Annotated in this window: 23 protein-coding genes and 1 pseudogene; 2 read left to right on the top strand and 22 right to left on the bottom strand. The window is 35.7% G+C overall.

Annotated elements, in window-relative coordinates:
- Positions 1-41: 41 nt before the first annotated feature.
- The 12 genes from rseP to IGJ50_RS07475 form a co-directional block, all read right to left on the bottom strand.
- Positions 42-1,310 carry an RIP metalloprotease RseP gene (rseP, locus tag IGJ50_RS07530; protein ID WP_429949711.1) on the bottom strand — a complete coding sequence of 423 codons (1,269 nt, stop codon included), beginning with the start codon at positions 1,308-1,310 and terminating at the stop codon, positions 42-44.
- Complete coding sequence (locus tag IGJ50_RS07525; protein ID WP_429949710.1) at positions 1,307-2,491, bottom strand: 1-deoxy-D-xylulose-5-phosphate reductoisomerase; 1,185 nt, start codon at positions 2,489-2,491, stop codon at positions 1,307-1,309. The genes rseP and IGJ50_RS07525 overlap by 4 nt, the downstream gene beginning before the upstream one ends.
- Positions 2,492-2,525: 34 nt before the next feature.
- On the bottom strand, positions 2,526-3,326 hold the full coding sequence (locus IGJ50_RS07520; protein WP_069640750.1) for a phosphatidate cytidylyltransferase: 801 nt from the start codon (positions 3,324-3,326) through the stop codon (positions 2,526-2,528).
- On the bottom strand, positions 3,323-4,126 hold the full coding sequence (locus IGJ50_RS07515; protein WP_429949708.1) for an isoprenyl transferase: 804 nt from the start codon (positions 4,124-4,126) through the stop codon (positions 3,323-3,325). The genes IGJ50_RS07520 and IGJ50_RS07515 overlap by 4 nt, the downstream gene beginning before the upstream one ends.
- 265 nt (positions 4,127-4,391) lie before the next feature.
- Complete coding sequence (locus tag IGJ50_RS07510; RefSeq protein WP_069640752.1) at positions 4,392-5,975, bottom strand: PASTA domain-containing protein; 1,584 nt, start codon at positions 5,973-5,975, stop codon at positions 4,392-4,394.
- Complete coding sequence (locus tag IGJ50_RS07505) at positions 5,968-6,642, bottom strand: ABC transporter ATP-binding protein (RefSeq protein ID WP_069640753.1); 675 nt, start codon at positions 6,640-6,642, stop codon at positions 5,968-5,970. Before IGJ50_RS07505 ends, IGJ50_RS07510 begins: the two co-directional genes overlap by 8 nt.
- Before the next feature lie 12 nt (positions 6,643-6,654).
- A complete protein-coding gene (locus tag IGJ50_RS07500; protein WP_429949706.1) occupies positions 6,655-8,124 on the bottom strand; it encodes an ABC transporter permease in 1,470 nt (489 codons plus the stop codon).
- Between the two features lie 220 nt (positions 8,125-8,344).
- Positions 8,345-8,902: a ribosome recycling factor gene (frr, locus tag IGJ50_RS07495; RefSeq protein ID WP_069640755.1), complete on the bottom strand. Its 558-nt coding sequence runs from the start codon at positions 8,900-8,902 to the stop codon at positions 8,345-8,347.
- A 3-nt stretch (positions 8,903-8,905) separates the two neighbouring features.
- Entirely contained in the window at positions 8,906-9,628 is a 723-nt protein-coding gene (pyrH, locus tag IGJ50_RS07490) for a UMP kinase (RefSeq protein WP_010761216.1), read from the bottom strand.
- Positions 9,629-9,763: 135 nt separating this feature from the next.
- On the bottom strand, positions 9,764-10,645 hold the full coding sequence (tsf, locus tag IGJ50_RS07485) for a translation elongation factor Ts (RefSeq protein WP_069640756.1): 882 nt from the start codon (positions 10,643-10,645) through the stop codon (positions 9,764-9,766).
- Between the two features lie 172 nt (positions 10,646-10,817).
- On the bottom strand, positions 10,818-11,606 hold the full coding sequence (gene rpsB / locus IGJ50_RS07480) for a 30S ribosomal protein S2 (RefSeq protein ID WP_069640757.1): 789 nt from the start codon (positions 11,604-11,606) through the stop codon (positions 10,818-10,820).
- A gap of 910 nt (positions 11,607-12,516) precedes the next feature.
- Positions 12,517-13,296 carry a TrmH family RNA methyltransferase gene (locus tag IGJ50_RS07475; RefSeq protein WP_429949704.1) on the bottom strand — a complete coding sequence of 260 codons (780 nt, stop codon included), beginning with the start codon at positions 13,294-13,296 and terminating at the stop codon, positions 12,517-12,519.
- A 121-nt stretch (positions 13,297-13,417) separates the two neighbouring features.
- On the opposite strand from IGJ50_RS07475, the gene IGJ50_RS07470 reads away from it, so the two are divergent.
- Both IGJ50_RS07470 and yidC read left to right on the top strand, forming a co-directional pair.
- A complete protein-coding gene (locus IGJ50_RS07470; RefSeq protein ID WP_069640759.1) occupies positions 13,418-13,693 on the top strand; it encodes an acylphosphatase in 276 nt (91 codons plus the stop codon).
- 120 nt (positions 13,694-13,813) lie between these two features.
- Positions 13,814-14,743, top strand: coding sequence for a membrane protein insertase YidC (yidC, locus tag IGJ50_RS07465; RefSeq protein ID WP_207120285.1), 930 nt, complete (start codon positions 13,814-13,816; stop codon positions 14,741-14,743).
- A gap of 48 nt (positions 14,744-14,791) precedes the next feature.
- Here the strand turns inward: yidC and IGJ50_RS07460 are convergent, their stop codons facing one another.
- From IGJ50_RS07460 to era, 10 genes and pseudogenes are all read right to left on the bottom strand, one after another.
- Positions 14,792-15,364, bottom strand: coding sequence for a TetR/AcrR family transcriptional regulator (locus tag IGJ50_RS07460; RefSeq protein ID WP_207121824.1), 573 nt, complete (start codon positions 15,362-15,364; stop codon positions 14,792-14,794).
- 62 nt (positions 15,365-15,426) lie between these two features.
- Positions 15,427-16,233, bottom strand: coding sequence for a tryptophan-rich sensory protein (locus IGJ50_RS07455; protein WP_207121823.1), 807 nt, complete (start codon positions 16,231-16,233; stop codon positions 15,427-15,429).
- Positions 16,234-16,248: 15 nt separating this feature from the next.
- Positions 16,249-16,878 carry a DUF1295 domain-containing protein gene (locus IGJ50_RS07450; RefSeq protein WP_429949701.1) on the bottom strand — a complete coding sequence of 210 codons (630 nt, stop codon included), beginning with the start codon at positions 16,876-16,878 and terminating at the stop codon, positions 16,249-16,251.
- 109 nt (positions 16,879-16,987) lie between these two features.
- A complete protein-coding gene (locus IGJ50_RS07445; protein ID WP_340689707.1) occupies positions 16,988-17,146 on the bottom strand; it encodes a DegV family protein in 159 nt (52 codons plus the stop codon).
- A gap of 97 nt (positions 17,147-17,243) precedes the next feature.
- Positions 17,244-18,350, bottom strand: a complete 1,107-nt coding sequence (locus tag IGJ50_RS07440; RefSeq protein ID WP_429949700.1) for a DegV family protein — start codon at positions 18,348-18,350, stop codon at positions 17,244-17,246.
- A gap of 7 nt (positions 18,351-18,357) precedes the next feature.
- Positions 18,358-18,761 (bottom strand): annotated as a pseudogene (locus tag IGJ50_RS07435) (DUF2177 family protein).
- A 182-nt stretch (positions 18,762-18,943) separates the two neighbouring features.
- Positions 18,944-21,025, bottom strand: a complete 2,082-nt coding sequence (gene glyS / locus IGJ50_RS07430; RefSeq protein ID WP_429949698.1) for a glycine--tRNA ligase subunit beta — start codon at positions 21,023-21,025, stop codon at positions 18,944-18,946.
- 1 nt (position 21,026) lies between these two features.
- Positions 21,027-21,935: a glycine--tRNA ligase subunit alpha gene (glyQ, locus tag IGJ50_RS07425; protein ID WP_207121821.1), complete on the bottom strand. Its 909-nt coding sequence runs from the start codon at positions 21,933-21,935 to the stop codon at positions 21,027-21,029.
- Positions 21,936-22,269: 334 nt separating this feature from the next.
- On the bottom strand, positions 22,270-23,079 hold the full coding sequence (gene recO, locus IGJ50_RS07420) for a DNA repair protein RecO (protein ID WP_429949696.1): 810 nt from the start codon (positions 23,077-23,079) through the stop codon (positions 22,270-22,272).
- Between the two features lie 94 nt (positions 23,080-23,173).
- Positions 23,174-24,076 (bottom strand): GTPase Era, encoded by a 903-nt coding sequence (gene era / locus IGJ50_RS07415; protein WP_207121819.1) that lies wholly within the window; start codon positions 24,074-24,076, stop codon positions 23,174-23,176.
- Positions 24,077-24,084: the final 8 nt, after the last annotated feature.

The following is a 24,084-nucleotide window of genomic DNA, read 5'->3' as shown; positions in this document are numbered from 1 at the left end:
AATTAGAACTCCTCGAATGATTCGTTATGAAATCAAATTAATTAAAAGAAAAAACGTTGAATATCATTCCAAGTGACTAACACCATTAATAACATGATGAACCCAAAACCAATCAGTGTCAGTACACCTTCTTTTTCTTGACTCAAAGGTTTCCCTCTAAGTCCTTCAAAAATATTTAATAAAATTTTACCGCCATCTAACGCAGGAATTGGTAATAAATTAATGATCCCAAGATTGACTGATAACATTGCCATCAACCAAATAACGGTATTTAATCCTGCTTTTGATGCTTCAGCAGACATTTGGAACATCATCACTGGACCACCCAATTTATCTAAACTAAATCCAGTAAACAATGATTTTAGTGCTTTAAAAATTTGCATAGAGCTGCTTAATGTTGTTTGAATCCCACCGATCAGTTTATCTGCCAATCCAGTTTTTTTAGGCGGTAAGATTCCGATCACACCAATTTCTTTATTTTCAGATTTTTGACTTTCTGGTGTGATATCAACTTCTCTCGTTTTCCCGTCTGAATCAACCATTAAACTCAATTCTTTGTTCGGACTCTCTTTAATGATTTTGGTAAAATCATTCCAATCAGAAACAGCTTTTCCATCAATTGAAATAATTCTATCCTCTGCTTTTAAACTAGCTTTTTCTGCAGGGCTACCTGGTTGAGTTCCACCAATCAAATTCGTATTTGTATACGTTACACCACCTTGCATAAAGACATAAACTGTGAATAATACTAAAGCAAGGATAAAGTTATTCATCGGACCTGCAAAATTGGTCAGCATTCGTTGCCAAAGTTTTGCAGATTGAAACTGAACATCGATTGGTGCAATTCTAACCTCCGTTCCATCTTGTTCAATGATCGTTGCATCGTGATTTACTTGGTAAGTCATTTCTTGTAACTCATCACCATTGATGTAGCCTTTAATAAAGAGTTCTTTCTCCAAATCCGCCTCCAACATTTCCATTGGAATACTGTTTGTCAATTGAACCTTTTTGCTTGTATTGATTTTTACAACTTCTTCCTGTTCATTCAATTCAACAGAAAGAGTCATTCCGGGAGCTAACTCTGTTTCATCTTCACCCATACCAGCCATGCGTACATAACCACCAATTGGTAAGATCCGAATTGTATATGCCGTGCCATCTTTTCCTTGATGAGCAAAAATCTTTGGTCCCATACCGATTGCAAACTCCCGTACTAAAATTCCTGAGCGTTTTGCGAAGAAAAAATGTCCAAATTCATGCACTAAGACAAGAATTCCAAAGACAATAATAAAAGTAATAATTGTTTTCATAACCGACCTTCTTCCTTTATCCATCTTTCTACGATAGTTCTTGTTTGTTTATCAATTGCGATCACTTCTGCTAAAGTGATTTCAGTAGTTTCTTGGTAATGATCGACTGCTTTTTGAACGAATTGTTCAATTTTGAGATAGGAAATTTTTCCATCTATAAAAGCTGTTGCAGCAATTTCATTAGCTGCATTATAAACAGTCGGATATGCGCCGCCTTTTTTACCCACAGTATAAGCTAATGCCAACATTGGAAAACGGTCAAAATCCATCGGTTCAAAATTTAATTGAGCGATCTGCGTTAAATCAAACATTTTTTCATTTTTGATTGGTAAACGATCAGGATACGTCAATGCAAATTGAATCGGTTCTCGCATGTCGCTAGGTCCAAGTTGAGCCAAATATGCACCGTCCTCTAAGACGATCATTGAATGTACAATACTTTCCTTATGTAAAACAACTTTTATTTTATCATAATCTGTACCAAATAACCAATGGGCTTCAATAACTTCTAACCCTTTGTTCATCATTGTCGAAGAATCGATCGTGATTTTTTTGCCCATTGACCAGTTTGGATGTTGCAAAGCTTGTTCCAAGCTGACTGTTTTTAACTCATCTCGTGTTAAGTCTCTAAAGCTACCTCCAGATGCTGTAATGACTAATTCGCGCAAGTTCTCAACTTTTTGACCTTCTAAACATTGAAAAATAGCTGAATGTTCACTGTCCACGGGTAATACCTTAACGTTATTTTTTGCAGCAGCTTCCATGACCCATTGACCTGCCATAACGAGCGTTTCTTTATTGGCTAAAGCAATATCTTTGCCTGACTCGATTGCTTTCATCGTTGGCGCTAAACCCACGCTACCTGATATAGCTGTCAATACAACGTCAACCTCTTCAAGCGTTGCAGCTTTTATCAAACCTGATTCGCCAACTCCAAATTCTACTGTTGGAAAACGTTTTGATAGTTCTGCTTTAAGTTTTTGCGAACCCACACCAACAAATTTTGGATTCAATTGCTCAATCAACGCTGTGCCTTTTTCTTCATTAGAATGAAAAGTTAATGATGTTATCTGAAATAACTCTGGATATGCTGTAACAACCTCCACAGTATTTGTACCGATGGAACCCGTAGCACCTAATAATGCAATTTTCTTCATAGTAAAAAGAAAAACCCTGAACATTCAGAGTTTTCCACCTTCCCTTCTTGTCTAGAAATTAAAATAGTCCGAATAAATGCATGATTGGAAAAACAAAAAGTAAGCTGTCAAAACGATCTAATATGCCCCCATGTCCTGGCAAAATAGTACCGGAATCTTTGACATCGTAGTGTCGTTTAATCGATGATTCCACTAAGTCTCCAAATTGGCCCACAATTGAAAAGACCACTGTAATGAGTAACATAATTGGTAAATTATACGTAAACAATTCTTTGTTTGGTGTTAAGCTTAAAAATAAAAACGCTACAACCACTGCACATAAAATCCCACCTAATGAACCCTCTATTGTTTTGTTTGGTGAAACCTCTGGCCATAGTTTTCTTTTTCCAAAACGTTTTCCAATAAAATAAGCACCAATATCTGTTGACCAGACAACAAACAACGCATAAAGCAAGACGACTAAACCAGTTTGTCTAGCACTCACAAAATTTTGAAAGCCAACGCCTACATACAAACTTGTAATCACTGGAAAACCAGCTTGAGAGATGGTATACATATTTTTTGAGGCAACTAAGCCACCTAATAAGATCATAACGGTCAGGTAAAATAGAATAAAATTATCAGCTTTGTCTGGTAAGAAGAAAAACCAATGATCTTTTGGCAAAACTAAAAATACTGCACCTAACGCAGACAGCACTCCCTCAAAACTAGCGATTTCTAATCCTTTCATTCTAAATAGTTCATATACTCCCACAACAGCTAAAAGAGCTGCTGCTAACTCGATCACAAAACCTCCGTACCAGATGATTGGTATAAAAACGACTAATGCTACGGCGGCTGTAATAATGCGCTGTCTCATTTTTCTTCCTCCTTAGTTTCTTTTAAGCCGCCGAAACGGCGATTTCTATTTTGAAACGACGCTAAAGCAGTTTCTAATAATTCATCACTAAAATCCGGCCAAAGTGCTTCCGTGAAAAACAATTCACTATACGCGATTTGCCATAGCAAAAAATTGCTGATTCGCTCTTCACCACTAGTCCGAATCAATAATTCAGGATCTCTTAGATTTTCCGGTAAAAATCCTGTCATTAAATGCTCGGCAATTATTGCTTCCGTGATGTCTTCAGGCGAAAGTTCAGCTGCCGCCGTTTTTTGAGCAATCTCTTTTACAGCAGTGATGATCTCAGCTCTTGATCCATAGTTTAAGGCAAAGTTTAAAACCATCCCAGTATTATTCTTAGTTTGTGCAATTGCACGCTTCACCGCATCTTGGGTATGTTCAGGTAAAAATTCCTGATAGCCCATCACATGTACTTTAACGTTTTCTTTGATCAACTCTGGCACAAAGGTATCAAAGAAGTCAACAGGTAACTGCATTAAAAAACTCACTTCATCTGTTGGCCTTTTCCAATTTTCGGTTGAAAAAGCATATAAAGTCAAGACTTTGATTCCTAATTTACTGGCATGCTTCGTTATTTTCTTAACAGTGTTCATTCCTTCTTTATGTCCAGCAATTCTTGGCAATCGACGATTTTGTGCCCAGCGTCCATTCCCATCCATAATCACTGCAACATGCTTCGGTATTGGTCCTTCACTATTAAAAGTAAAAGAACTCTCTTCTTGTATGTATTTATTCTTTTGTGGAAAAAAACGTAACATATTTTTCCCTCCATTCCAAAAATCTATCTAGACTATTATAGCAATATCTTTCAGAAATGCCTATGCAAATGAAAAGATTTCGACATTATTTAATAAATTTTTTGCTGATTTGTTGTAATCTAACCAAAACCGAGGTGTTTTAATACTCATTTTCTGTGCCAAATACTCTAAAACGCTGAAAAAAGAAAAGACTAGGACATAACTCCATGAGTCATGTCCTAGTCTAGTCCCTTGTCATCCTAATCCAATAAAGTACAAAAGTTCATCACTCCGCTGCTTTATCGGCTGATTTATTTTCTTCTGGTTTCAAATTCCCTTTACTGATCCCAATTTGAACAACAGAATTAATTGGGATAAACTCATTATATTGACTCATTTTAACCACCGTTCCTTTGGTTACTGTAGAATCAACATAATAAACTTGATACGTGATATTCGCTCCTTTAGACTGATACTCATCATAGAAAATCTTTTGAAGATCACCTTCCAATGTATTATCACGCAAGTCTTTAATATAAGGTTTTCCAATCGAATAACTAACCTGAATCACCGGTTTTTCGTCTTTTTCAGTATATTTTTTGCCAATTTCTACTGATTGGCTGATGAAACGTCCATATGGTATTTCATCGCTAAAGAATTGTTTCACTTGGACTTGCAAGCCATTTGCTTTGCTTTCAGCTTCTTCTGCTGTATATTGAGAAAAATCTGGGACTATTAAAGCCTTGCCCGTTGAAACCGTAACGGCCATAGAATCCCTTTTGGCAACTTTCGTATCTTTTCCGATACTCTGTGAAATAATCTTTCCATTTTCAATGTTATCTGAATCAGATTCATTTACTTTTAGCGTGATTTCATTCTTTTTGGCCCATTCCGTTGTTTCTTCTTTTGTTTTACCTACAAAATCAGGCATTGCAATATCTTTTTCGAAAACTTCTTTTCCTTTAGAGTAATAAACTTTTGCTTTATCTTTGCGTTTGTAGTTTTCAGCTTTTACATCTTTGTTTGTAATTTCAAACTTGATATAATCCTCAGCTGCTAGTTTATCATTATATTCTTCAATGATAGCCAGATTATCCGCTTTTTGTTCATTGATCCATTTTTTTGCCTCTTTAAGTTTCATCGATTTGAAATCTGGTAGTGAAATAGCTTCTTCAGGATCTGCACCCAAGCTCGCATCAACAACTAATTCGTGCCCTTTTTTGATTTTTTTGTTTTTCACCGTTTGATGAATAATCACATTTGCTTCTTTATCAAAATCGTATTTTTGATCCACCTTAAGCTTCACACCATTATCTGCTGTCCATTCACGAACCTCTGATAATTCTTTTCCTTCAAAATTTGGTACTTTAACATGGCTCATTTGAAAATAAGCAAAGTATAATAGTGCTATTGTTAAGATACTTCCTAGAGCGATTAAACTATACTTTCTAATCTTCTTTTGTTGATAGGTTGGATCCGTTTCAATCACTTCATTTGGATTCTTAGTCTGGTTTTCAGAAACAATAGCTACTGGTACAGACTTTTTTTCGGATGTTCTTTTTTGTTCATTTTTTTTCTTTTTTACGCGTTTTTTGGTATAAATTAGGTCTTCTGGGTGTTTTTTTTCAGTCATCGATTCGTTCTGACTAACTTTTTCAGACATATTATCTGGACTGTTTTTAGGCCCCCATACTAATTCTGCAGAAGGCTCATTTTTCTCTACTACGGGAGATTCTTTATTTATTGAATTCTTGTCAAATTTTAGTTTCTTTTTTATGCTTTGATGATCAGTCTTGCTTTGTTGTTCATTTTTTTCTTGGCGGGTTTTTTCATAGTTTTCACCGCTGAAATTTGATAAGAAATCACTCATACTTTTTTAACACACCTTTTTTTAGGTAATAGGTTTCATCAGACTGGTCTGCAATATCATTTGAGTGAGTTACTACAATAACACATTTATTATGAACCTTGGCAAGATTTTGAAAGATGTCGACAATTTCTTGTTCCATCCCTTCATCTAGATTACCTGTTGGTTCATCTGCTAAAATAATGTCTACATTAGTCGCTAAGGCACGAGCAATCGCTACACGTTGTTGCTCTCCACCAGAAAGCTGATTGACAAGTCGATCTGCTTTCTCACTTGTAATACCAATATAATCTAGAAGATTATAGGCTACTTCTCTTTGGTTAGGTGGCAATTCATTATCCGTAATTGACATTGCGACCAACACATTTTCTAAAGCCGTCAAGTAAGGCACTAAATTGTAACTCTGAAAAATAATACTGATATCGTCACGACGATACTTTTCATAACCAATCGTTTTGATATCTTTGCCTTCCAGTAAAACTTGCCCTTCTTTTGGTGTATCTAAAGCACTAATCAAAGAAAGAAACGTTGTTTTTCCTGACCCTGATTGCCCTAAAATAGTGTAAAATTTTCCTTTTTCAAATGAAACATTAGTATCTTTCAAAATGAACCGACGTTGATCACCATCTTGATAGAAATAGCTAAGATTTTTTGTTTCTAAAATCGCCATTTATCTTACCTCCTACATCATAATTTTCTTTGGATTCAAGCGAACAATATACAACAGTGGTAAAATGGCTGCAAATAATACAGTACCTAACCCAACGACTAAATAAGTGACGATATAGCCTACTGAGAATTTCACTTCATATGCATTCATGATGTCATCTGCCGTAAGCTCAGTAGGACTTAAACTCTCCAAGCCCATAAGCATACCTGCTTGATCATTCGTAGTACTTAGGATATCGCTATTCAATAGGGACTCTGAGACTAGTTTTCCTAAAAAATTACCTGTGATCAATGACAGAATCAGCGCTATACCACTGATTATCAGCATTTCGATGATAATTTGACCCATAACATGACTTCGTTTATCCCCCAATGACAGATAAATACCTAATTCATGCTTACGATCACGCATAAACAATAAAACTACAAGAGAAATAATAAGCAAGGTTGCAATCACAGCAATCATGACAACATAACCTGAAATTTGCGACATTTTCTTCATGCTTCCGCCAATTTTTTCATATTGATCCGTTGAAGCTCTGACTGTATATAATTTTGGCAAAAGTGGTTCTGTTTCTTGTTTGAAAGCCTCTACATCATCTGGGCTTTTCAATACATAGATTGGTGTATAATATTCACCACTATCTTCGTCTGAACCTTCAAAATAGTGGCTGTCTGGAGCTACTTTTTTCATTTTTTCAAGATAATTTTTATTTGATTCGACGACCGTTTTATTGGGTAAATAAATCGTGTTGATTTGTTGCATCGACATAAATTGCTGATTTATAGTTTGATCTTCTGATTTTTTGTCATCAGTATCTTTCATTTCAATTGTGGTCGGTTCAAATATACCAATAATTTGAATTGGTACATCTAATTTAAATAATTCTTTAGTCCCGCCCTCTTCACCATAATCATTTCCACGCATATCTATAACCATCTGATCCCCTACCGACAACCCATTTTCATCGGCAACTTTAGATGAAATCAAGCCGACGTTCTTGCCATTATCGATGTCTTCTTGCGTAAATACTTTCCCATCCACTAATTTAATTTTCTTTTCTTCAACATCTGAAATTTTAGGATAATTTGATCCTTTTAATGAGAAGCCTTCCATCCCACCGAATTCCTCTGAATCTGAAATAACACTTTTCAAATCCTTTGTTTCGGCCCAGCCAGCTGCATTATAATCAAAATATTTTACATACGGTGATTTACCGATTTCCTTGATCAAATCAACTTTTAGTTGTTCAATTTCACTGCCAGCATTCATGATCTCTTCTTGATTGTTTTCATAATCAATTTCAACCGTTGCCATGGCTCCAAGCTGTTTCTTAACACTTTTTTCAACATTTTGTGTTGACTGTTGGATCGCAATCGATCCTGCAATAACATTACCTAACACAAATATCACTGCAAATAAAATCAGTGATTTCCCCTTTTTTCTAGTAACACTACATAATGCACGTTTAATAAAATTCACTTTCTCATCTCCCTTTAAGAAAAATATAGCTAGTATCATTATTCCATAACGCATAAGGTTTAACAAGATGTTTTTTCTAATCTCACTCAACCTTACAATTTCTATAGATTATAATTTTATAATTATATTTTTTTCATTTTAAATAACAAAATTCTTTAATAAAATAAAAAAAGAAACCCCTACTCGTTAAAGTATGATTTCTTCTTTTGGATTCCTATTGTTAAACTTCTAAAAGTTCTTTCTCTTTTTCAGAAGTGATAGTATCTATATTCTTAACACTATCATCTGTTAATTTTTGTGCTTCTTTTTCTAAACTACGTAACTCATCTTCTGTGATATCATTGCTCTTTTGCTGTTTTTTTAATTCATCAATCGCATCACGACGAATATTACGAACGGCAATCTTTGCATTTTCCGCAGCTTTTTTCACGTCTTTTGCTAATTCTTTGCGACGTTCTTCTGTTAATTGCGGAATTACTAAACGAATCACTGTTCCGTCATTCGTAGGGCTGATACCAATATCACTAGCCTGGATTGCTTTCTCGATATCTTCAAGTGAGTTTTTATCAAAAGGTGTGATCATTAAAACTCGTGCTTCTGGAATGTTGATTCCTGCTAATTGGTTAACTGGTGTAAGTGCGCCATAGTAATCTACTTGAATCCGATCTAACAAACTAGCATTGGCACGTCCTGCACGGATTTGACCAAGTTCACGTTGTAAACTTTGTTCTGCTTTACCCATCTTCTCTTTTGCTGTTGCTAATACAGTTCCACTCATTATTTATTTCCCCCTTACGGTTGTTCCAATATTTTCACCAAGACATGCTCGGCGGATGTTGCCTGTTTCGTTTAGATTGAATACCACTAATGGAATGTCGTTATCCATACTAAGAGAACTTGCAGTTGAATCCATTACTTGTAGACCTTTTGAGATAACATCCAAATGCGTTAATTCTTCAAATTTGACAGCATTCGCATCTAATTTAGGATCGGCAGAGTAAACACCATCAACATTATTTTTAGCCATCAAGATCACATCAGCATCGATTTCTGCTGCACGCAAAGCTGCAGTTGTATCCGTTGAAAAATAAGGATTACCTGTTCCACCAGCAAAAATAACAATACGTCCTTTTTCTAAATGACGCTCTGCACGACGACGAATATAAGGTTCTGCGATTTGGCGCATTTCAATAGATGTCTGAACGCGTGTTGGAACACCTAAATTTTCCAATGTATCTTGTAGTGCTAACGCATTCATTACAGTTGCTAACATTCCCATGTAATCTGCTTGTGCACGTTCCATACCCATTTGAGCACCGATTTGTCCACGCCAGATATTGCCACCACCAACGACGATTGCCATTTCAATTCCTAATTCATGAACTTCTTTGATTTCTTCTACAATCTCTTTGATTGTTGGAGGTTTAATTCCAAACCCTTCTTCTCCGGCCAAAGCTTCGCCACTTAACTTTAATACAACACGTTGATATTTAGGTTTTACCATTTTTGTTTTCCCTCCACCATTTGTCTAAGAACATTTTAACATACTCTAGGTATTCTGCCAGTCTATTTCTTTTGTTTTGCCTAAAAAAAGGGAGCGCATCTCAATGCGTTCCCAACTGTTACACAAGTAACAGATTTATTTTTTAATTTGGCTCATTACTTCATCAGCAAAGTTATCTTCACGTTTTTCGATTCCTTCGCCAACTTCAAAGCGGATAAATGATTTAACAGTTGCACCTTTAGAAGCAACATATTTTTCAACAGTCATATCAGGATCTTTTACGAATGGTTGATCCACTAATGAAATTTCAGCTTTGAATTTGTTTAAACGTCCGACAACCATTTTTTCAACGATATTCGCTGGTTTGCCTTCGTTTAGTGCTTGTTCAGAAAGAATCGCTTTTTCGTGCTCTAATTCTTCTTGAGGAATTTGAGATTCGTTTACATAACGAGGATTGATGGCAGCTACGTGCATTGCTACGTCTTTTGCAACTTCTTCGTCAGTTGTGCCTTCTAATACAGTCAATACTGCAATACGTCCGCCCATGTGTAAATAAGCACCAAATGCTGCATTATCATCTTTTTCAACCAATTCGAAACGACGGAAACTGATTTTTTCACCAATAACAGTTGTAGCTTCGATCAATTCAGTTTCTAAAGTTCCTTTATCTGTTTTAAGCGCTAATGCTTCTTCCATGTTCGCTGGTTTGTTCGTCGCAATTTCAGTTGCAATTTTTTTAACTAAGTCTTGGAACATTTCGTTTTTAGAAACAAAGTCAGTTTCAGAGTTTACTTCAACGATTGCTGCAAAGTTACCGTTTGAAGCAACGTTTGCTAAACCTTCAGCTGCTACACGGTCATTTTTCTTAGCGGCTTTAGCCATACCTTTTTCACGTAGGTAATCAACAGCTGCTTCCATGTTACCTTCTACTTCTACTAATGCTCTTTTTGCATCCATCATACCGACACCAGTCATGTCGCGTAGTTCTTTTACTAATTTTGCTGAAATATCTGCCATTTTTTGTTCCTCCTAAGTTTTGAAAGCTGAATAAGCTCGTCCAGTCTTTTTCCCGAAAGGCTAGCTCATGAAGCTAGACGATTTAAATTCTAAAATCCGTTTAAAAAAAGCTATCTCAAAGGAGAATCAGGCTTTTTTCGCCTAGCCTTCGAGACAGCTCCGTTATTTTAAATTATTCTGCTGAATCGTTGCTGCCTTCAACAACATCAACGATTTCTTCGATTGAAGTTGCAGCTTCAGGAGCTTCTTCAACAAAGATTTCTTCTACAGCTTGATCTTCACCTTGGTTTCCTTCGATGAAAGCATCAGCCATTTTAGCAGTGATCAATTTAACCGCACGAATTGCATCATCATTCGATGGAATTACTACATCGATTTCATCTGGATCACAGTTAGTATCAACCATCGCTACGATTGGGATGTTCAATTTTTGAGCTTCTTGAACCGCAATGCGTTCTTTACGCGGGTCAACGATGTACATTACATCTGGAATTCTGGGCATATCTTGGATACCACCTAAGAATTTTTCAAGACGTTCACGTTGTTTGTTTAAACCAACAACTTCTTTTTTAGGAAGGACTTCAAAAGTTCCGTCTTCTTCCATTTTATTGATATCTTTCAAACGTTTGATACGTTTTTGGATTGTATCCCAGTTTGTTAAGGTTCCACCTAACCAACGGTGGTTTACGAAATATTGACCTGAACGAATCGCTTCGTCTTTGATCGCTTCTTGTGCTTGCTTTTTAGTTCCTACGAATAATGCAACGCCGCCGTCTTCAGCAACATTTTTCATGTAATCGTAAGCAGCATCTACTAATTTAACTGTTTTTTGCAAGTCAATGATGTAGATTCCGTTTCTTTCTGTGAAGATGTATTTCTTCATTTTTGGGTTCCAGCGACGAGTTTGGTGTCCAAAGTGTACGCCGGCTTCTAGTAATTGTTTCATAGAAATTACTGCCATGGGTTGTTTCCTCCAATTTGGTTTTTATTTGTTCCCTCTCCAGTTCTCGTTTTTATAAGGAACTACTAACAGTAGCACCGCCTTACAAATCAAATCTGGATGTGGATTTAGTGTTTTCACACCGTTAACTAGTATAACTTACTCTAAGAAATAATTCAACAATAAAAAAGTCTTTTTTTTGATTCCGTTATTTTTTTCACACTCGCTATGATGCGCAACGAAAAAGAAAGGGGCAGAATACTAAAATTGTTCCGACAATTTCTAAAAATCCACTAGCAGTCTATCTATAGTAATAGTAATTTTTATTATCAGGAAACATGGTTTGAATATCAGTGATTTCATCGTCAGTTTGATTTTTCACGTCATCTAAAACTTCTTAAAAACCTTTATTTTCCTTACTTTATTCAAAAAAACACCAATTACAACAATGCGCCCATCTTGGGCCTGATTAACAAAGTACGCTGATTGATGAGAGCAGTACCAGAGTTAGTAAGTTGGATACTATATCATTTTTTTACTTTTGTGATTTACGAATTGTACTCTAGAATGATGTTTCCTTGATCAATCATGTCTTATGCTACTGATGCTGGAATATCAATTAGGTACCGCATTTTTTCTGTAACTTGTTCCCATTCTTCATGCGCATCGTAATCAGAGTGACTTGCTTCTTTTTTTGCACTTTCTTATGTGTGTGAAGTGTTTTCGCTTGTCTTAGTTTCTGTTTGCTGGCTTCAAGCTGTTACAATTAACAATGATGGCAACACCCATAACATTAGCAATGTTTTTTTCATATTGTTTCTTTCAACTTTAACGTATTTGATTTAAGTCATGTTTCAGTATAATAACCTAGCAGCGATGCTCTGATTATTCTTTACCGATTGCAGTATTATAAGGCTTTCGATCACATTTTTTATTCAATTTTATTGTGTAAAAAATGATACATTAAAATACCTGCCGCAATCGCAACATTTAACGATTCAGCTTCTCCGATAATTGGAATGTAAATCGATTGGTCCACCATTGTTAATAGCTCTGCTGAAACACCTTTTCCTTCATTTCCCATGATCAAAGCATACTGTTTCTGGCCTGGTAATGTTTGGTAGCTTACTGCACGTTTATTCAGTTCCGTCCCAAAAACTGGAACGTCATGTTGCTTAAATTGATCCACAATTGTTTTAAGAGGTAACTGGAAAATTGGTAGATGGTAATTACTTCCCTGCATGGCCCGTAACACTTTTGTATTATAAATATCAGCACTCCCATCACCTAAAATGACACCTGTCATTCCAGCTGCGTCTGCTGTTCGAATCATCGTTCCTACATTGCCTGGATCTTGAACATTATCCAACAGCAACCAGCGACCAGAATAGCCTAATGTCGTTTCTACATTAGGCATTTTTACTACCGCCATCATCCCCTGTGGTGTTGGGACTTCAGAAAGTGACGATAGTATCTCCTCAGTAACAAGTAAAAAGCGTTCATCCTCATGTGTAAAAACCCACTTAGACCATTCTTCTATCCCCCGCCGACTACACAATATCCATTCAATCTCAGCGTCCGCCTTGACTGCTTCTTCAACTAAATGAAATCCTTCAATTAGATAGCGCTTTTGTGCTTCTCGATGTTTTTTTATTTTTAATTTTTTGAGTTCTTTCACTATTGTATTTTTAGTAGACAGAATTTCTTTCATTATTACACCTCACTTGCCTATTATATCACGACTTTTGACCATCAAACAATGACTAGTTTTACTTGCCAGATGATCAAAAAATCGCTATTATTGATTTAATTAAAAGCGAGGTGTACGAACAATGAGAAAAGTGCGCATGAATGTGCAAGGACGAGTTCAAGGAGTTGGTTTTCGCTATATGACTAAAATGGTTGCGGATGAGTTAGGTATTTATGGTACTGTTTGCAATGAAGAAGATGGTTCCGTTTCTATCGAATCTATGGGTGAAGATGCTTCTATGATTACGTTTATCCAAAAAATTAAAGATTCTCCAAGCCCAGCCGGTCGAGTGACTTATGTAGACATTCAAGAAGTCCCAATGATGGAAGACTATACTAGCTTCAAAGTAACAAATTGATTTCGATGAAGAAGAATCTTACTCAGTCTTGAGACGGATTCTTCTGATTTTTATTGAAAAAAAACGCTTTTTCAAGTATAGTTAACCTTGTGCAAATTTTTTAGAAAAGGAAAGAATAAAATGAGAAAATTAAATAAGTGGCTTCTCGGTTCCGGTCTATTCACTTTAGCTCTATTTTTATCTGGATGTGTAAAAACAGGATCAGATGGTCAGCCAACAGGTGAAGGAATCATCTATAATTTTTTAGTAAAACCAATGAGTAATATGATTACATACCTCGTTGATAATTTCGATTGGAATTATGGCTGGGCAATCATCTTTATCACGATCATTGTGCGCTTGATCATCATGCCTTTAGGATTGAATCAATCCAAGAAAAGTATGATCCAAACAGAAAAAATGCAAGCCATCAAACCTCAAATTGATGCGGCCCAAGCAAAAGTGAAAGAAGCAACGACTCGTGAAGAACAAATGCAAGCTCAGGCTGAAATGCAGCAAGTTTACAAAGAAAACAACATGAGTATGATGGGCGGAATTGGCTGTCTACCATTATTAATTCAAATGCCTATTTTCTCTGCCTTATTCTTTGCAGCTCGTTATACTCAAGGAATTAGTGACGCTTCCTTTTTAGGTGTCAATCTTGGGCAACCGAGTATTATATTTGTCGTTTTAGCTGGTGTTGCTTATTTGATTCAAGGATATCTTTCGACTATTGGCATTCCTGAAGAACAAAAGAAAACAATGAAATCAATGTTGATTGTATCTCCATTAATGATTGTCTTCATGTCAATCAGTTCTCCAGCTGGTGTCACTTTGTATTGGGTAGTCGGCGGGATTTTCAGTAGTATCCAAACATTGATCACAAATCAATTCTTGAAGCCAAGAATTAAAGCCCAAGTAGCGGAAGAATTAAAACAAAATCCGCCGAAACAAGTGATTACACCTCGTAAAGATGTAACACCTACAGAAAGAAAAACAGTTGAAAATAGCGCAACGAAAAAAAATACATCAAAAAAAGGCAGAAATGCTGGAAAACAACAAAATAGATAAACTAAAAGCAGAAACGATCACTGATAGCATATGTGATCGTTTCTGCTTTTAGTTACTTTTTGATGAGACGCCATAAATAAAAAAATCTACAACTTGAGCAATAGACAACGCATGATTGCGTTGCTCTGTTTTAATATAGGGAGACAATGTATTAAGAAAATGTGTTGTTATCATTTCTGTTGATAATCCTCTTCGGATCGAAAAATCACTTTCTTCAAACAGTTGTAACAACGGAGCTTTATAAGATTTGTTCCACAGTACAAACAATTTAAGTTGAGTATCTTCCGTTAATTTAGTTTTAAAATCATGCATCATCAAGTCAAAATCAAAGGGATGTTTTGTTTTTAAACACTCGGCAAATTCGGTTAATTTACTAATAGTATCCAGTGCCTGATTTCCAACAATTTCCACTAATTCTTTATTCACATCACTTAATAACGCTTCAATAACCCCCACGTATACCTCTTCCTTATTTTTAAAATGATGATATAAATTGGGTTGCGTTACCTCAGCTAATTGCGCAATTTGTCTTGTTGAAGTACTTTGATACCCATTATCCATAAATAATCGTGTTGCTACTTGAATAATCTTAGTTCGCGTATTTTTCGTTTCTTTCTCCATTACCTAGCCACCTATAGTTGATTTCTTCACTATTTTAACAGAAATAGTAGCAGAAACATATATCAGATAACATTCTTTTGATTTTTTATTTCTTGCACTACTTCGTACAAACAAACAACTACTATGATCACCAAACTGATAATAACTGTTGTGATGATCATTGGGTATTTACTATTCCAGCCATCTGCTGCCTGATGTTTTAGCAAAATACCATAATAAGCCCACAGAGTTGCTAAGCCATAAGCTATATTATGATTACGAAGGATTGTTGTACTAATAATGACTAATCCGACAAGTAAAATAATGACTGTCCACAACACTTGATTATTTTGAAAAAGCGGTATTTCTTTATCAACTAAAAAGGCTGTGATATTTGCAATTGTTGCAATGGTGATCCAGCCAAAATAAATACCAAACGGCACTCTTACACAAATAAAACCAATTACTTTGAAAGACATTTTAGCCAATAAATGATTGATGTAAATCAATACACCCAAAAGTCCTAACATAATGATAACTGACAAGTCAATTTGAAGATACTGCCACGCAAATAGCCAAAGACTATTTAATATGGAAGAAAGAATAAATGTCAGTCTTAACGTTTTACGGTTCTTTTGATCTGAAAAAAATGAGCCAGCAGCTGGTTTTAACCATTGATACACCACAAAAGCACCTAAGAATAAGTAAATGACTGACCAAATTGCAAAGGTTAATCCTGCTGGTGCAAATAAGTTCGGATATGTGTCTGATACCTCTTGCGTTGTTAAGCCATTCAATGGTAATAAAACAGCCGCTGCATTTGTACCCAGCATAATAATATAGCTGAGTGTAACCAACCATTTTGCAATACTAGAATCTTCTTTGTTCATTATCTATTCCTCCTTTTATAAACCTTTTTTTTCAATAAATGGAACAACCTTTAGTGTTTTACTTGCATAGTCAATAAAATCAGGACGGTTCTTGTACTTTTTCTCTAATAACGGAACCCCTGATACAAACAACAGTAACAATGTGATTGTAATTGGTCCAATAATTCCCCACAAATTACGCAATTCATTCAGGCTTATAAGAAAAATGCCCCACCAACTAAATGCTTCACCAAAATAATTTGGATTTCTCGTGACAGACCACACACCTGTCGTTAAAAGTTTGCCTTGATTTCGATGATCTTTTTTAAACTGTGTCAACTCATAATCGCCAATCGTTTCAAAACCAAAACCAATGAACCAAACTATAACTCCCATACTATTCCACCAATAAAAATTTGTAGCTGAACTAGTCATTGTAAAAAGAATCGGCATTGAAACAACAAGTAAAAGAACCCCTTGTAGCACAAATACATTTAGATAGGCTTTTAGCCTTGCAAAATGTTTGCCCCAACGCTTTCTCATATTTACATATCGAAAATCCTCTGGTTTGCCAATATTTCGTTTCGCTAAATGTAAAAATAAACGGATACCCCAGATTGCTACTAAAACTAAAATAATCATACTTGTTAAAGTCTTGTCAGGCATCAGTAAATACCCTGTTATAGCTACGATAACAAAACCCAGGCCTCATGCTAAATCGACTATAGAATTGTTGTGAAGATACTGTGCTAAAAAAATAATGTCGTAAAATAAATTAAAACAACTCATTGGCATTCATTACTAGTAGCCCTTGTGCAGCAAAATTTTGCTTAGAATCAATCACCTCTACCTTTGTATTTTTTTTAGAGATTTTTCTAGCAACTTCTTTGACCATTTGAAAAGTACCACTTAGTTTTTGAGCTACTGTAATCACTAAAATCGACTCGTATTTTGTTTCTAAAAAAGAAAAAGATTCTCTACTGTTTTCATTGTTGGCTGAGAACTCGTTGCTCTTGCTCCTTGTTTTTTGTTCATTTAAAAAACTGACTACTTTGAATCGTTATTTTATCAATGTACCTTGTATCCTCAAGTAAGATATTCATCGGTAAGTCATGAATTTGATTGTCCAATAAATAATCAGCTGGCAAGTCTGCAACTGAATCTGTAACTAAAGCGATAGAAGCTTTTTTATGTTGATTGACTTGATATTGTAACAACATATCATCTGCTTTTTGCTGAATAGGTTGCCCAATCTGGCTTAAATAATTTAATACTTGATCAGGTTCATTGGAATGGATATGGATTCTAGCTTTCTCACGATTGACAGCAATAATGAGTGAATCACCATACACACTTAATCCTTTTTGTATTTCTTGTTTTGTTTGAGTAACATTCTCTAATAAAACTTCTGTACAAAAACTATAAGCAGGTTCTGAGTTATATATGTGTTCTGTTTTAGAAATGCTTATATTTATTGCATCATTTGAACCTATTGTTGATTGAGGAACTGTCGTATGATCGACAAAAGCACTAGTAAATCCTTCAATAAAAAGATAAAATCCTTTTGCTCCAGCATCCACTACTTGATTTTTTTGTAGAATTTTTAATTGTCCAGTTGTGCTGTCAAGCGCTATTTTGGCTTCAGCGAGCGCCGTTGGTAGGCTATTCTCCAAACTTGTCATCTGTTCGCTTCTATCAAGCGCTTCAGCCCAAGACCTAATAACCGTGATGATCGTTCCTTCAACTGGATTTTCAATTGCCTGATAGGCTTCATTAACAGCTGATTTTACACTTTTTATGAAACTGCGAACAGAATTTTTCTCCTCTAAAAGCAATAGATGATTATAAATCCCATTAAAATACTGCGCAAAAATAATGCCAGAATTTCCTTGAGCACCTAATAAAGAGGCTTCAGCAATTTTTTCAAAAACATCCGTCATCGAAGTTGAACGCGCTTTTGTTTCTTCAATGATCGTTTGCATCAAAGAAGCTAAATTGCTTCCAGTATCTCCATCTGATACTGGATAAACATTGATTTGGTTTAATTCTTGCTTTCCATTTGTCAACTGGATCGCACCTTGATGTACCGCAAACAACAACTTATCGTAATCAATCATCTGCTCCTTATTCGCTTGCATAAAGCACTTACCTCCAATTAAAAGTTTGTGCTGTAAAAAAGGTGATCCCACTTGTAGCAGCAGTCACGAATGCTCCCCAGACTAGGTCAATACTTGTGATTAAATATGGCAATCTTTGATTGTTGCAAGATTCGTTAAATCGTAGGTGCCATAACATAATAGCCCTAAAAAAGCGCCCGCCGACAACGCATATGACAAACTATTTTTTTCAAGTGCGGGATAAACAATGAAAAAGAGTATCCCGATAAGATACAAAATTTAGAACAGGGCTGCTGGAATTAGTTTTGTTTGACCTAACAAACCACCTAAATGCTCTTGATACATTTTTTTGGCAATCAAAAGTAACCAAGCAAAATCAAGTACTAACAAAGAAACTGCTGCAATGCTAAATAATTTCAAATAATTAATCATAGTATTCCCTCCAACTAAAAATATGGCACGATCACCTTATCAATCGATAAGGTAATCGTACCATGATTTAAAGAATGATGAAAAGATCTTGCTTGAGGTTTATTTAGACTACTATCTTCTGAGTATGAAAAAGGGCGAGTTCGCTACTTCTAACCGTGGAACTCCCCCTTCCCCTTTTTTTATTATTTTACAATCAACAGATCAAGACTTGCTAATGATAAAGCCATTTTAGCAATTCGATTGAGTTCTTTCAAACGATTCACCTTTATCTGTTCATCTTCGACCATCACCATCGTCTCTTCGAAATATCGTTCAATCAATGGACGTAACTCGACTAACGCTTGATAATTTTCTGACATTGTATTTTCAGTAAATTTTGCTTCAATTTCATTAACTGCCTGATGTAAAGCTTGCTCAACCTCATTTTCAAATAATGATGTATCAACAGGATTATCTTGGTTTACTAGCTCACGACCCTTTTTAGCTAAGTTGATCACTCGTGTCAAGGCTTCCATCGAAGGTCTAAAATCGTCATCCAACAGATGATTTTTCAGAATCGTCGCAGAAGAGAATAATTTTGCCAAATCTTTTTGCTCAGAAGAAATGACAGCATCAATTACATCATGACGTACATTTTTGGTCATTAATAATTGACGTAATCGTGCTTTTACAAAATCTATTACCTCCTCTTGTCCGCTAGTCAATTGAATTCCGTATTTTTGATTGTCTGCATTAACTGCTGCATCAATGTCCATTTGTAGCTGCACTAATGGGAACTGCCATCCTTTATTTTCGATGATTCTAATTACGCCATAGGTTTGACGACGTAGTGCATATGGGTCATTCGAACCGCTAGGAATCATACCTACTGCAAAAAATGCAAAGACGCTATCTAATTTATCAGCTAATGCCAATACCGATCCAATTACAGAAATCGGAAGCTCACCGTCACTTGATACTGGTAAATAATGTTCACGAATCGCTTGTGCTACAGCAGGCTTTTCTCCTTGCAGCAATGCATACGTTTCCCCCATGATGCCTTGTAATTCTGGAAATTCACCAACCATATTTGTAACTAAATCAAATTTATAAATTTCAGAAGCACGTGCTAAATCAGTCAATTCACTTTCTGATAAACCAACTTCTTTTCCAATAATTTGTCCAATGATTCCTACACGTTGCATTTTTTCATAAATAGTTCCGATTTTTTCGTGAAAAGTAACTTGTTTCAGTTTTTCAACACATTCATCAATCGTTAATTTTTTATCTTCACTGTAGAAAAATTCCGCATCTTCTAAACGGGCAATTAAAACTTTTTCATTGCCTTTAATGACATTTTCAATGTGAACACTGTCTCCATTTCTTACAGAGATAAAATAAGGAAGCAATAGTCCTTGATCATTTCGAACCTCAAAATAGCGTTGATGTTCCTTCATCGAAGTGACTAATACTTCATCTGGAACAGACAAATATTTCTCATCAAATGCACCGACAAACGCGGTTGGATATTCCACTAAGTTATTGACTTCTTCTAACAAATTAGCATCCAAATCTAGTTTCCAATTATTCTTTCCTGCCAGTTGATTGGCTTGATCGATGATCATTGTTTTTCTTTCGTTTGGATCAACAATCACAAATTGTTCTTTCAATTTTTCTTCGTATTCTTTTGAATGGTCCAAAACCACATCATCACCTAAGAAGCGATGACCGCGAATGCTTTTACCTGTTTTCACATCTAAAATAGAAAACGGAATGACTTCCTCATCAAGTAAAGCAACGATCCAATGAATGGGACGTATATATTCAAAATCATAATCAGCCCAATGCATGGTAACTGGAAAAGTTAAACTTGTAATTACATCTTTTAATCCGGCTAATACATCAATCGTTTTTTGCCCTTGATTATGTTTTGTTACATAAACATATTCGACCCCATTCAATTCTTTAAACGAGATTGCATCCGTCGTTAATCCTTGACCTCTAACAAATCCCTCAGCTGCTTTACTCCAATTTCCTTCAGCATCTTGTGCAATTTTTTTTGCAGGTCCTTTGACTTCTTCTTGAGTATCTGCCTGTTGGTCTGGTAATTGTGTCACACGAATCGCTAGACGACGTGGTGTCGAAAAGCTTTGGACTGTTTCATAGCTTAAATTATTTTCATCTAAAAATGCGATTACTTTATTTTCTAATTGTAAACGACTTGGGCTGACAATATGGGCTGGCATTTCTTCCAATCCAATTTCAAGTAATAGGTCTTTTGCCATGTTAGTTTGCCTCCTCAGTAGTTTGATTTTCTTTGTTTAGTAGTGGGAATCCAAGTTTTTCACGTTCTGCTACGAAAATTTTAGCGACAGCTTTCGCCAAATTTCTGATACGCGCTAAATATCCAGCACGTTCTGTTACAGATACCGCACCACGTGCATCCAATAAATTAAAGGTATGACTACATTTCAAAATATAGTCATAAGCTGGATGTACCAAATTTTCGTCAATACAGCGCTTCGCTTCTTTTTCAAATTTATCAAAATTTTCCAGTAACATTTCTTGATTGCTTATTTCAAACGAATATTTAGAATGCTCGTATTCAGGTTGATTAAAAATCTCTCCATATTTGACCCCATGCGTCCATTCTAAATCATATACACTTTCAACTTCTTGAATATAAGAAGCTAGTCTCTCGATCCCATAAGTGATTTCTGACGTCACAGGATAACAAGCTAGACCACCAACTTGTTGGAAATACGTAAATTGGGTGATTTCCATCCCATCAAGCCAGACTTCCCATCCCAGACCAGCACAGCCCATAGAAGGATTTTCCCAGTTGTCTTCAACAAAACGAATATCATGAGCTAATGGATCAATGCCTAATAACACCAAACTCTCCAAGTATAATTCCTGAATATTTTCAGGAGAAGGTTTCATAACCACTTGGAATTGATGATGTTGATACAACCGATTTGGGTTTTCGCCGTAGCGGCCGTCTGCTGGACGTCTTGAAGGTTCTACATAAGCTGCATTCCAGGGTTCAGGTCCGATAGCTCGTAAAAAAGTGTACGGGCTCATTGTTCCTGCTCCTTTTTCTGTGTCATAAGATTGCATTAGCATGCAACCATTTGATGACCAGAATTTTTGTAATGTTAAAATCATTTCTTGTACAGTAAGTTTCTTTTCCATTGTGATCCTCCTTATGTTAAAAGCGCAATGTTTTTTAAAAACAAAAAAGTCCCTATGTCTCTAAGAGACATAGGGACGAATAATCGCGGTTCCACCCTACTTCCGATATCAACTATCGGCAGCTTCGTTCAATCATACTCAAAAGCGCCTTTCAAAAGTTGCTTGTATCTGGCTCTCACTATTCCAGACTCGCTCTGACTGCCTCACTTTTTACTCTTCTTTTTCAACGTATTTATTTAATTCTTCTTTATGATAATCTTTGCAGCGTAAGTTGTCAAATCTTTTTCAGTTATTTTAGTGATCTAGAAGTTTTATTTGTTACTATCTCATTATTTCAAGTTAAATTATTGTCTTCAATTTCAGATTTTTTCTCTCTAATTGGTAATTTCAATGTATCTTCCCAACTTTTCATCTGGTCAATAAATTTTTTGCTCTTCAGCTGAATTCCAACATATTCATCGTATAATTCATCAATTGTTTTTCTAATAGCCGCTTTGGTCTCTGATTTAACATTGATATCTTCCACTTTATCATAGGAGACAGATGAGAAAAGTCGAATAAAATGAATAGCTCTAGGATCAGCATGGTATCGGTGATCATCAAGTGACCAATGACGTTCACACAACACACCACTATATTTTGACGAATAATCAAATTTCCCCTGCGTTTGTTGGCAAACACTACAATGTCTCCACTCGGGAGAAATGCCAAAACGACTTAGCAATTGGATTTCAAAAATATTGGTAACAATCTCTGCATCTTTATTCTCATTTAATAATTTGAGTGCTTGTTGTACAAATTGGTACAAATTAGGATCGTACGTTCGATCTTCAATTGCCGCATCAACTAAATTTAAAATATACGTCGCATATGCATTTATAAAGATATCCTCTTGAATGATTCTCAGTGGATAGACCTCTTTACTTCCATTCAAAAAAGATAACCCATCTTCCCTAAAATCACCGATGTAAACCGCTTCAGTAAAGGGTAAAATGGCGGAACTAATTGGATTGTTTTTGCGATGAGCTCCTTTGACAAAAAACATTAGTTTACCAAAAGATTCAGTAAAAATCTTGACAAGTTTATCTTTTTCCTTGTAGTCTTTCGTAAATAAAATAATTCCTTTTGTTTCTCCTAAGGCCATAGGCTCACCTCCTTGATGTTTACTTTTAGTTTACCAGAGATGGAAATAAAAGAACAATTCTACAATGATGCAGAATTGTTCCTTACTAACTCATTTAATAATCATCTTTACGATAGCCAAAATCCTGTAAATGAACTTTTTTATCACGCCAATCTTTTTGAACTTTTACCCAAAGCTCTAAATAGACTTTGTCATCTAATAAATGCTCAATGTCTTGTCTTGCTTTCGTACCGATCATTTTAAGCATCTTTCCGCCTTTTCCAATGATGATTCCTTTTTGACTGTCGCGTTCAACTATGATCGTTGCTTGAATATGCACTTTGTCATTTTCATTGCGCTTCATTGAATCAACCACTACCGCAACAGAATGAGGGATCTCATCGCGTGTAAGCAATAATACTTTTTCACGAACTAATTCAGAAACAATAAAATACTCAGGGTGATCTGTTACTTGATCATCTGGGAAATATTGCGGACCTTCTGGCATTTGATCAACCAACACATCCATCAAACGATCTACATTGTTTCCTTCAGTCGCTGAAATTGGTACAACCTCAGCAAACTCCATCTGACTAGCATAATCGTCGATAATTCCCAAAAGTTGATCTGGATGAACGGTATCTATTTTGTTGATCACTAAGTAGACTGGACTATTCATTGTTTTTAAACGTTCGATAATGAAATCGTCTCCCTTACCTCTTTTTTGATCAGCACTAATCATAAATAATGTCGCATCGACTTCACGTAATGCGCTGTATGCCGTTTCCACCATAAAATCTCCTAGACGATGTTTTGGTTTATGAATACCAGGTGTATCAATAAACACAATTTGCGCCTGTGGTACAGTATAAATCCCTTGGATTTTATTCCTTGTTGTTTGTGCTTTATCACTCATGATCGCAATCTTTTGTCCGACGATACGGTTTAATAATGTAGATTTCCCTACATTCGGTCTGCCTACGATTGCTACAAATCCGGATTTATGTTCTTCTGTCATCGTGTCTC

This window comes from Enterococcus sp. AZ101 (assembly GCF_050499005.1).
GTDB lineage: Bacteria > Bacillota > Bacilli > Lactobacillales > Enterococcaceae > Enterococcus_L > Enterococcus_L ureilyticus.
This window is presented reverse-complemented; position numbering and strand designations above follow the sequence as displayed.

What these genes read in the sequence shown, in the direction of transcription:
- rseP (WP_429949711.1), bottom strand. Translation starts at nt 1,310, where the DNA reads ATGAAAACAATTATTACTTTTATTATTGTCTTTGGAATTCTTGTCTTA.
- IGJ50_RS07525 (WP_429949710.1), bottom strand. Translation starts at nt 2,491, where the DNA reads ATGTTCAGGGTTTTTCTTTTTACTATGAAGAAAATTGCATTATTAGGT.
- IGJ50_RS07520 (WP_069640750.1), bottom strand. Translation starts at nt 3,326, where the DNA reads ATGAGACAGCGCATTATTACAGCCGCCGTAGCATTAGTCGTTTTTATA.
- IGJ50_RS07515 (WP_429949708.1), bottom strand. Translation starts at nt 4,126, where the DNA reads ATGTTACGTTTTTTTCCACAAAAGAATAAATACATACAAGAAGAGAGT.
- IGJ50_RS07510 (WP_069640752.1), bottom strand. Translation starts at nt 5,975, where the DNA reads ATGAGTGATTTCTTATCAAATTTCAGCGGTGAAAACTATGAAAAAACC.
- IGJ50_RS07505 (WP_069640753.1), bottom strand. Translation starts at nt 6,642, where the DNA reads ATGGCGATTTTAGAAACAAAAAATCTTAGCTATTTCTATCAAGATGGT.
- frr (WP_069640755.1), bottom strand. Translation starts at nt 8,902, where the DNA reads ATGAGTGGAACTGTATTAGCAACAGCAAAAGAGAAGATGGGTAAAGCA.
- pyrH (WP_010761216.1), bottom strand. Translation starts at nt 9,628, where the DNA reads ATGGTAAAACCTAAATATCAACGTGTTGTATTAAAGTTAAGTGGCGAA.
- tsf (WP_069640756.1), bottom strand. Translation starts at nt 10,645, where the DNA reads ATGGCAGATATTTCAGCAAAATTAGTAAAAGAACTACGCGACATGACT.
- rpsB (WP_069640757.1), bottom strand. Translation starts at nt 11,606, where the DNA reads ATGGCAGTAATTTCTATGAAACAATTACTAGAAGCCGGCGTACACTTT.
- IGJ50_RS07475 (WP_429949704.1), bottom strand. Translation starts at nt 13,296, where the DNA reads ATGAAAGAAATTCTGTCTACTAAAAATACAATAGTGAAAGAACTCAAA.
- IGJ50_RS07470 (WP_069640759.1), top strand. Translation starts at nt 13,418, where the DNA reads ATGAGAAAAGTGCGCATGAATGTGCAAGGACGAGTTCAAGGAGTTGGT.
- yidC (WP_207120285.1), top strand. Translation starts at nt 13,814, where the DNA reads ATGAGAAAATTAAATAAGTGGCTTCTCGGTTCCGGTCTATTCACTTTA.
- IGJ50_RS07460 (WP_207121824.1), bottom strand. Translation starts at nt 15,364, where the DNA reads ATGGAGAAAGAAACGAAAAATACGCGAACTAAGATTATTCAAGTAGCA.
- IGJ50_RS07455 (WP_207121823.1), bottom strand. Translation starts at nt 16,233, where the DNA reads ATGAACAAAGAAGATTCTAGTATTGCAAAATGGTTGGTTACACTCAGC.
- IGJ50_RS07450 (WP_429949701.1), bottom strand. Translation starts at nt 16,878, where the DNA reads ATGCCTGACAAGACTTTAACAAGTATGATTATTTTAGTTTTAGTAGCA.
- IGJ50_RS07440 (WP_429949700.1), bottom strand. Translation starts at nt 18,350, where the DNA reads ATGCAAGCGAATAAGGAGCAGATGATTGATTACGATAAGTTGTTGTTT.
- glyS (WP_429949698.1), bottom strand. Translation starts at nt 21,025, where the DNA reads ATGGCAAAAGACCTATTACTTGAAATTGGATTGGAAGAAATGCCAGCC.
- glyQ (WP_207121821.1), bottom strand. Translation starts at nt 21,935, where the DNA reads ATGGAAAAGAAACTTACTGTACAAGAAATGATTTTAACATTACAAAAA.
- recO (WP_429949696.1), bottom strand. Translation starts at nt 23,079, where the DNA reads ATGGCCTTAGGAGAAACAAAAGGAATTATTTTATTTACGAAAGACTAC.
- era (WP_207121819.1), bottom strand. Translation starts at nt 24,076, where the DNA reads ATGACAGAAGAACATAAATCCGGATTTGTAGCAATCGTAGGCAGACCG.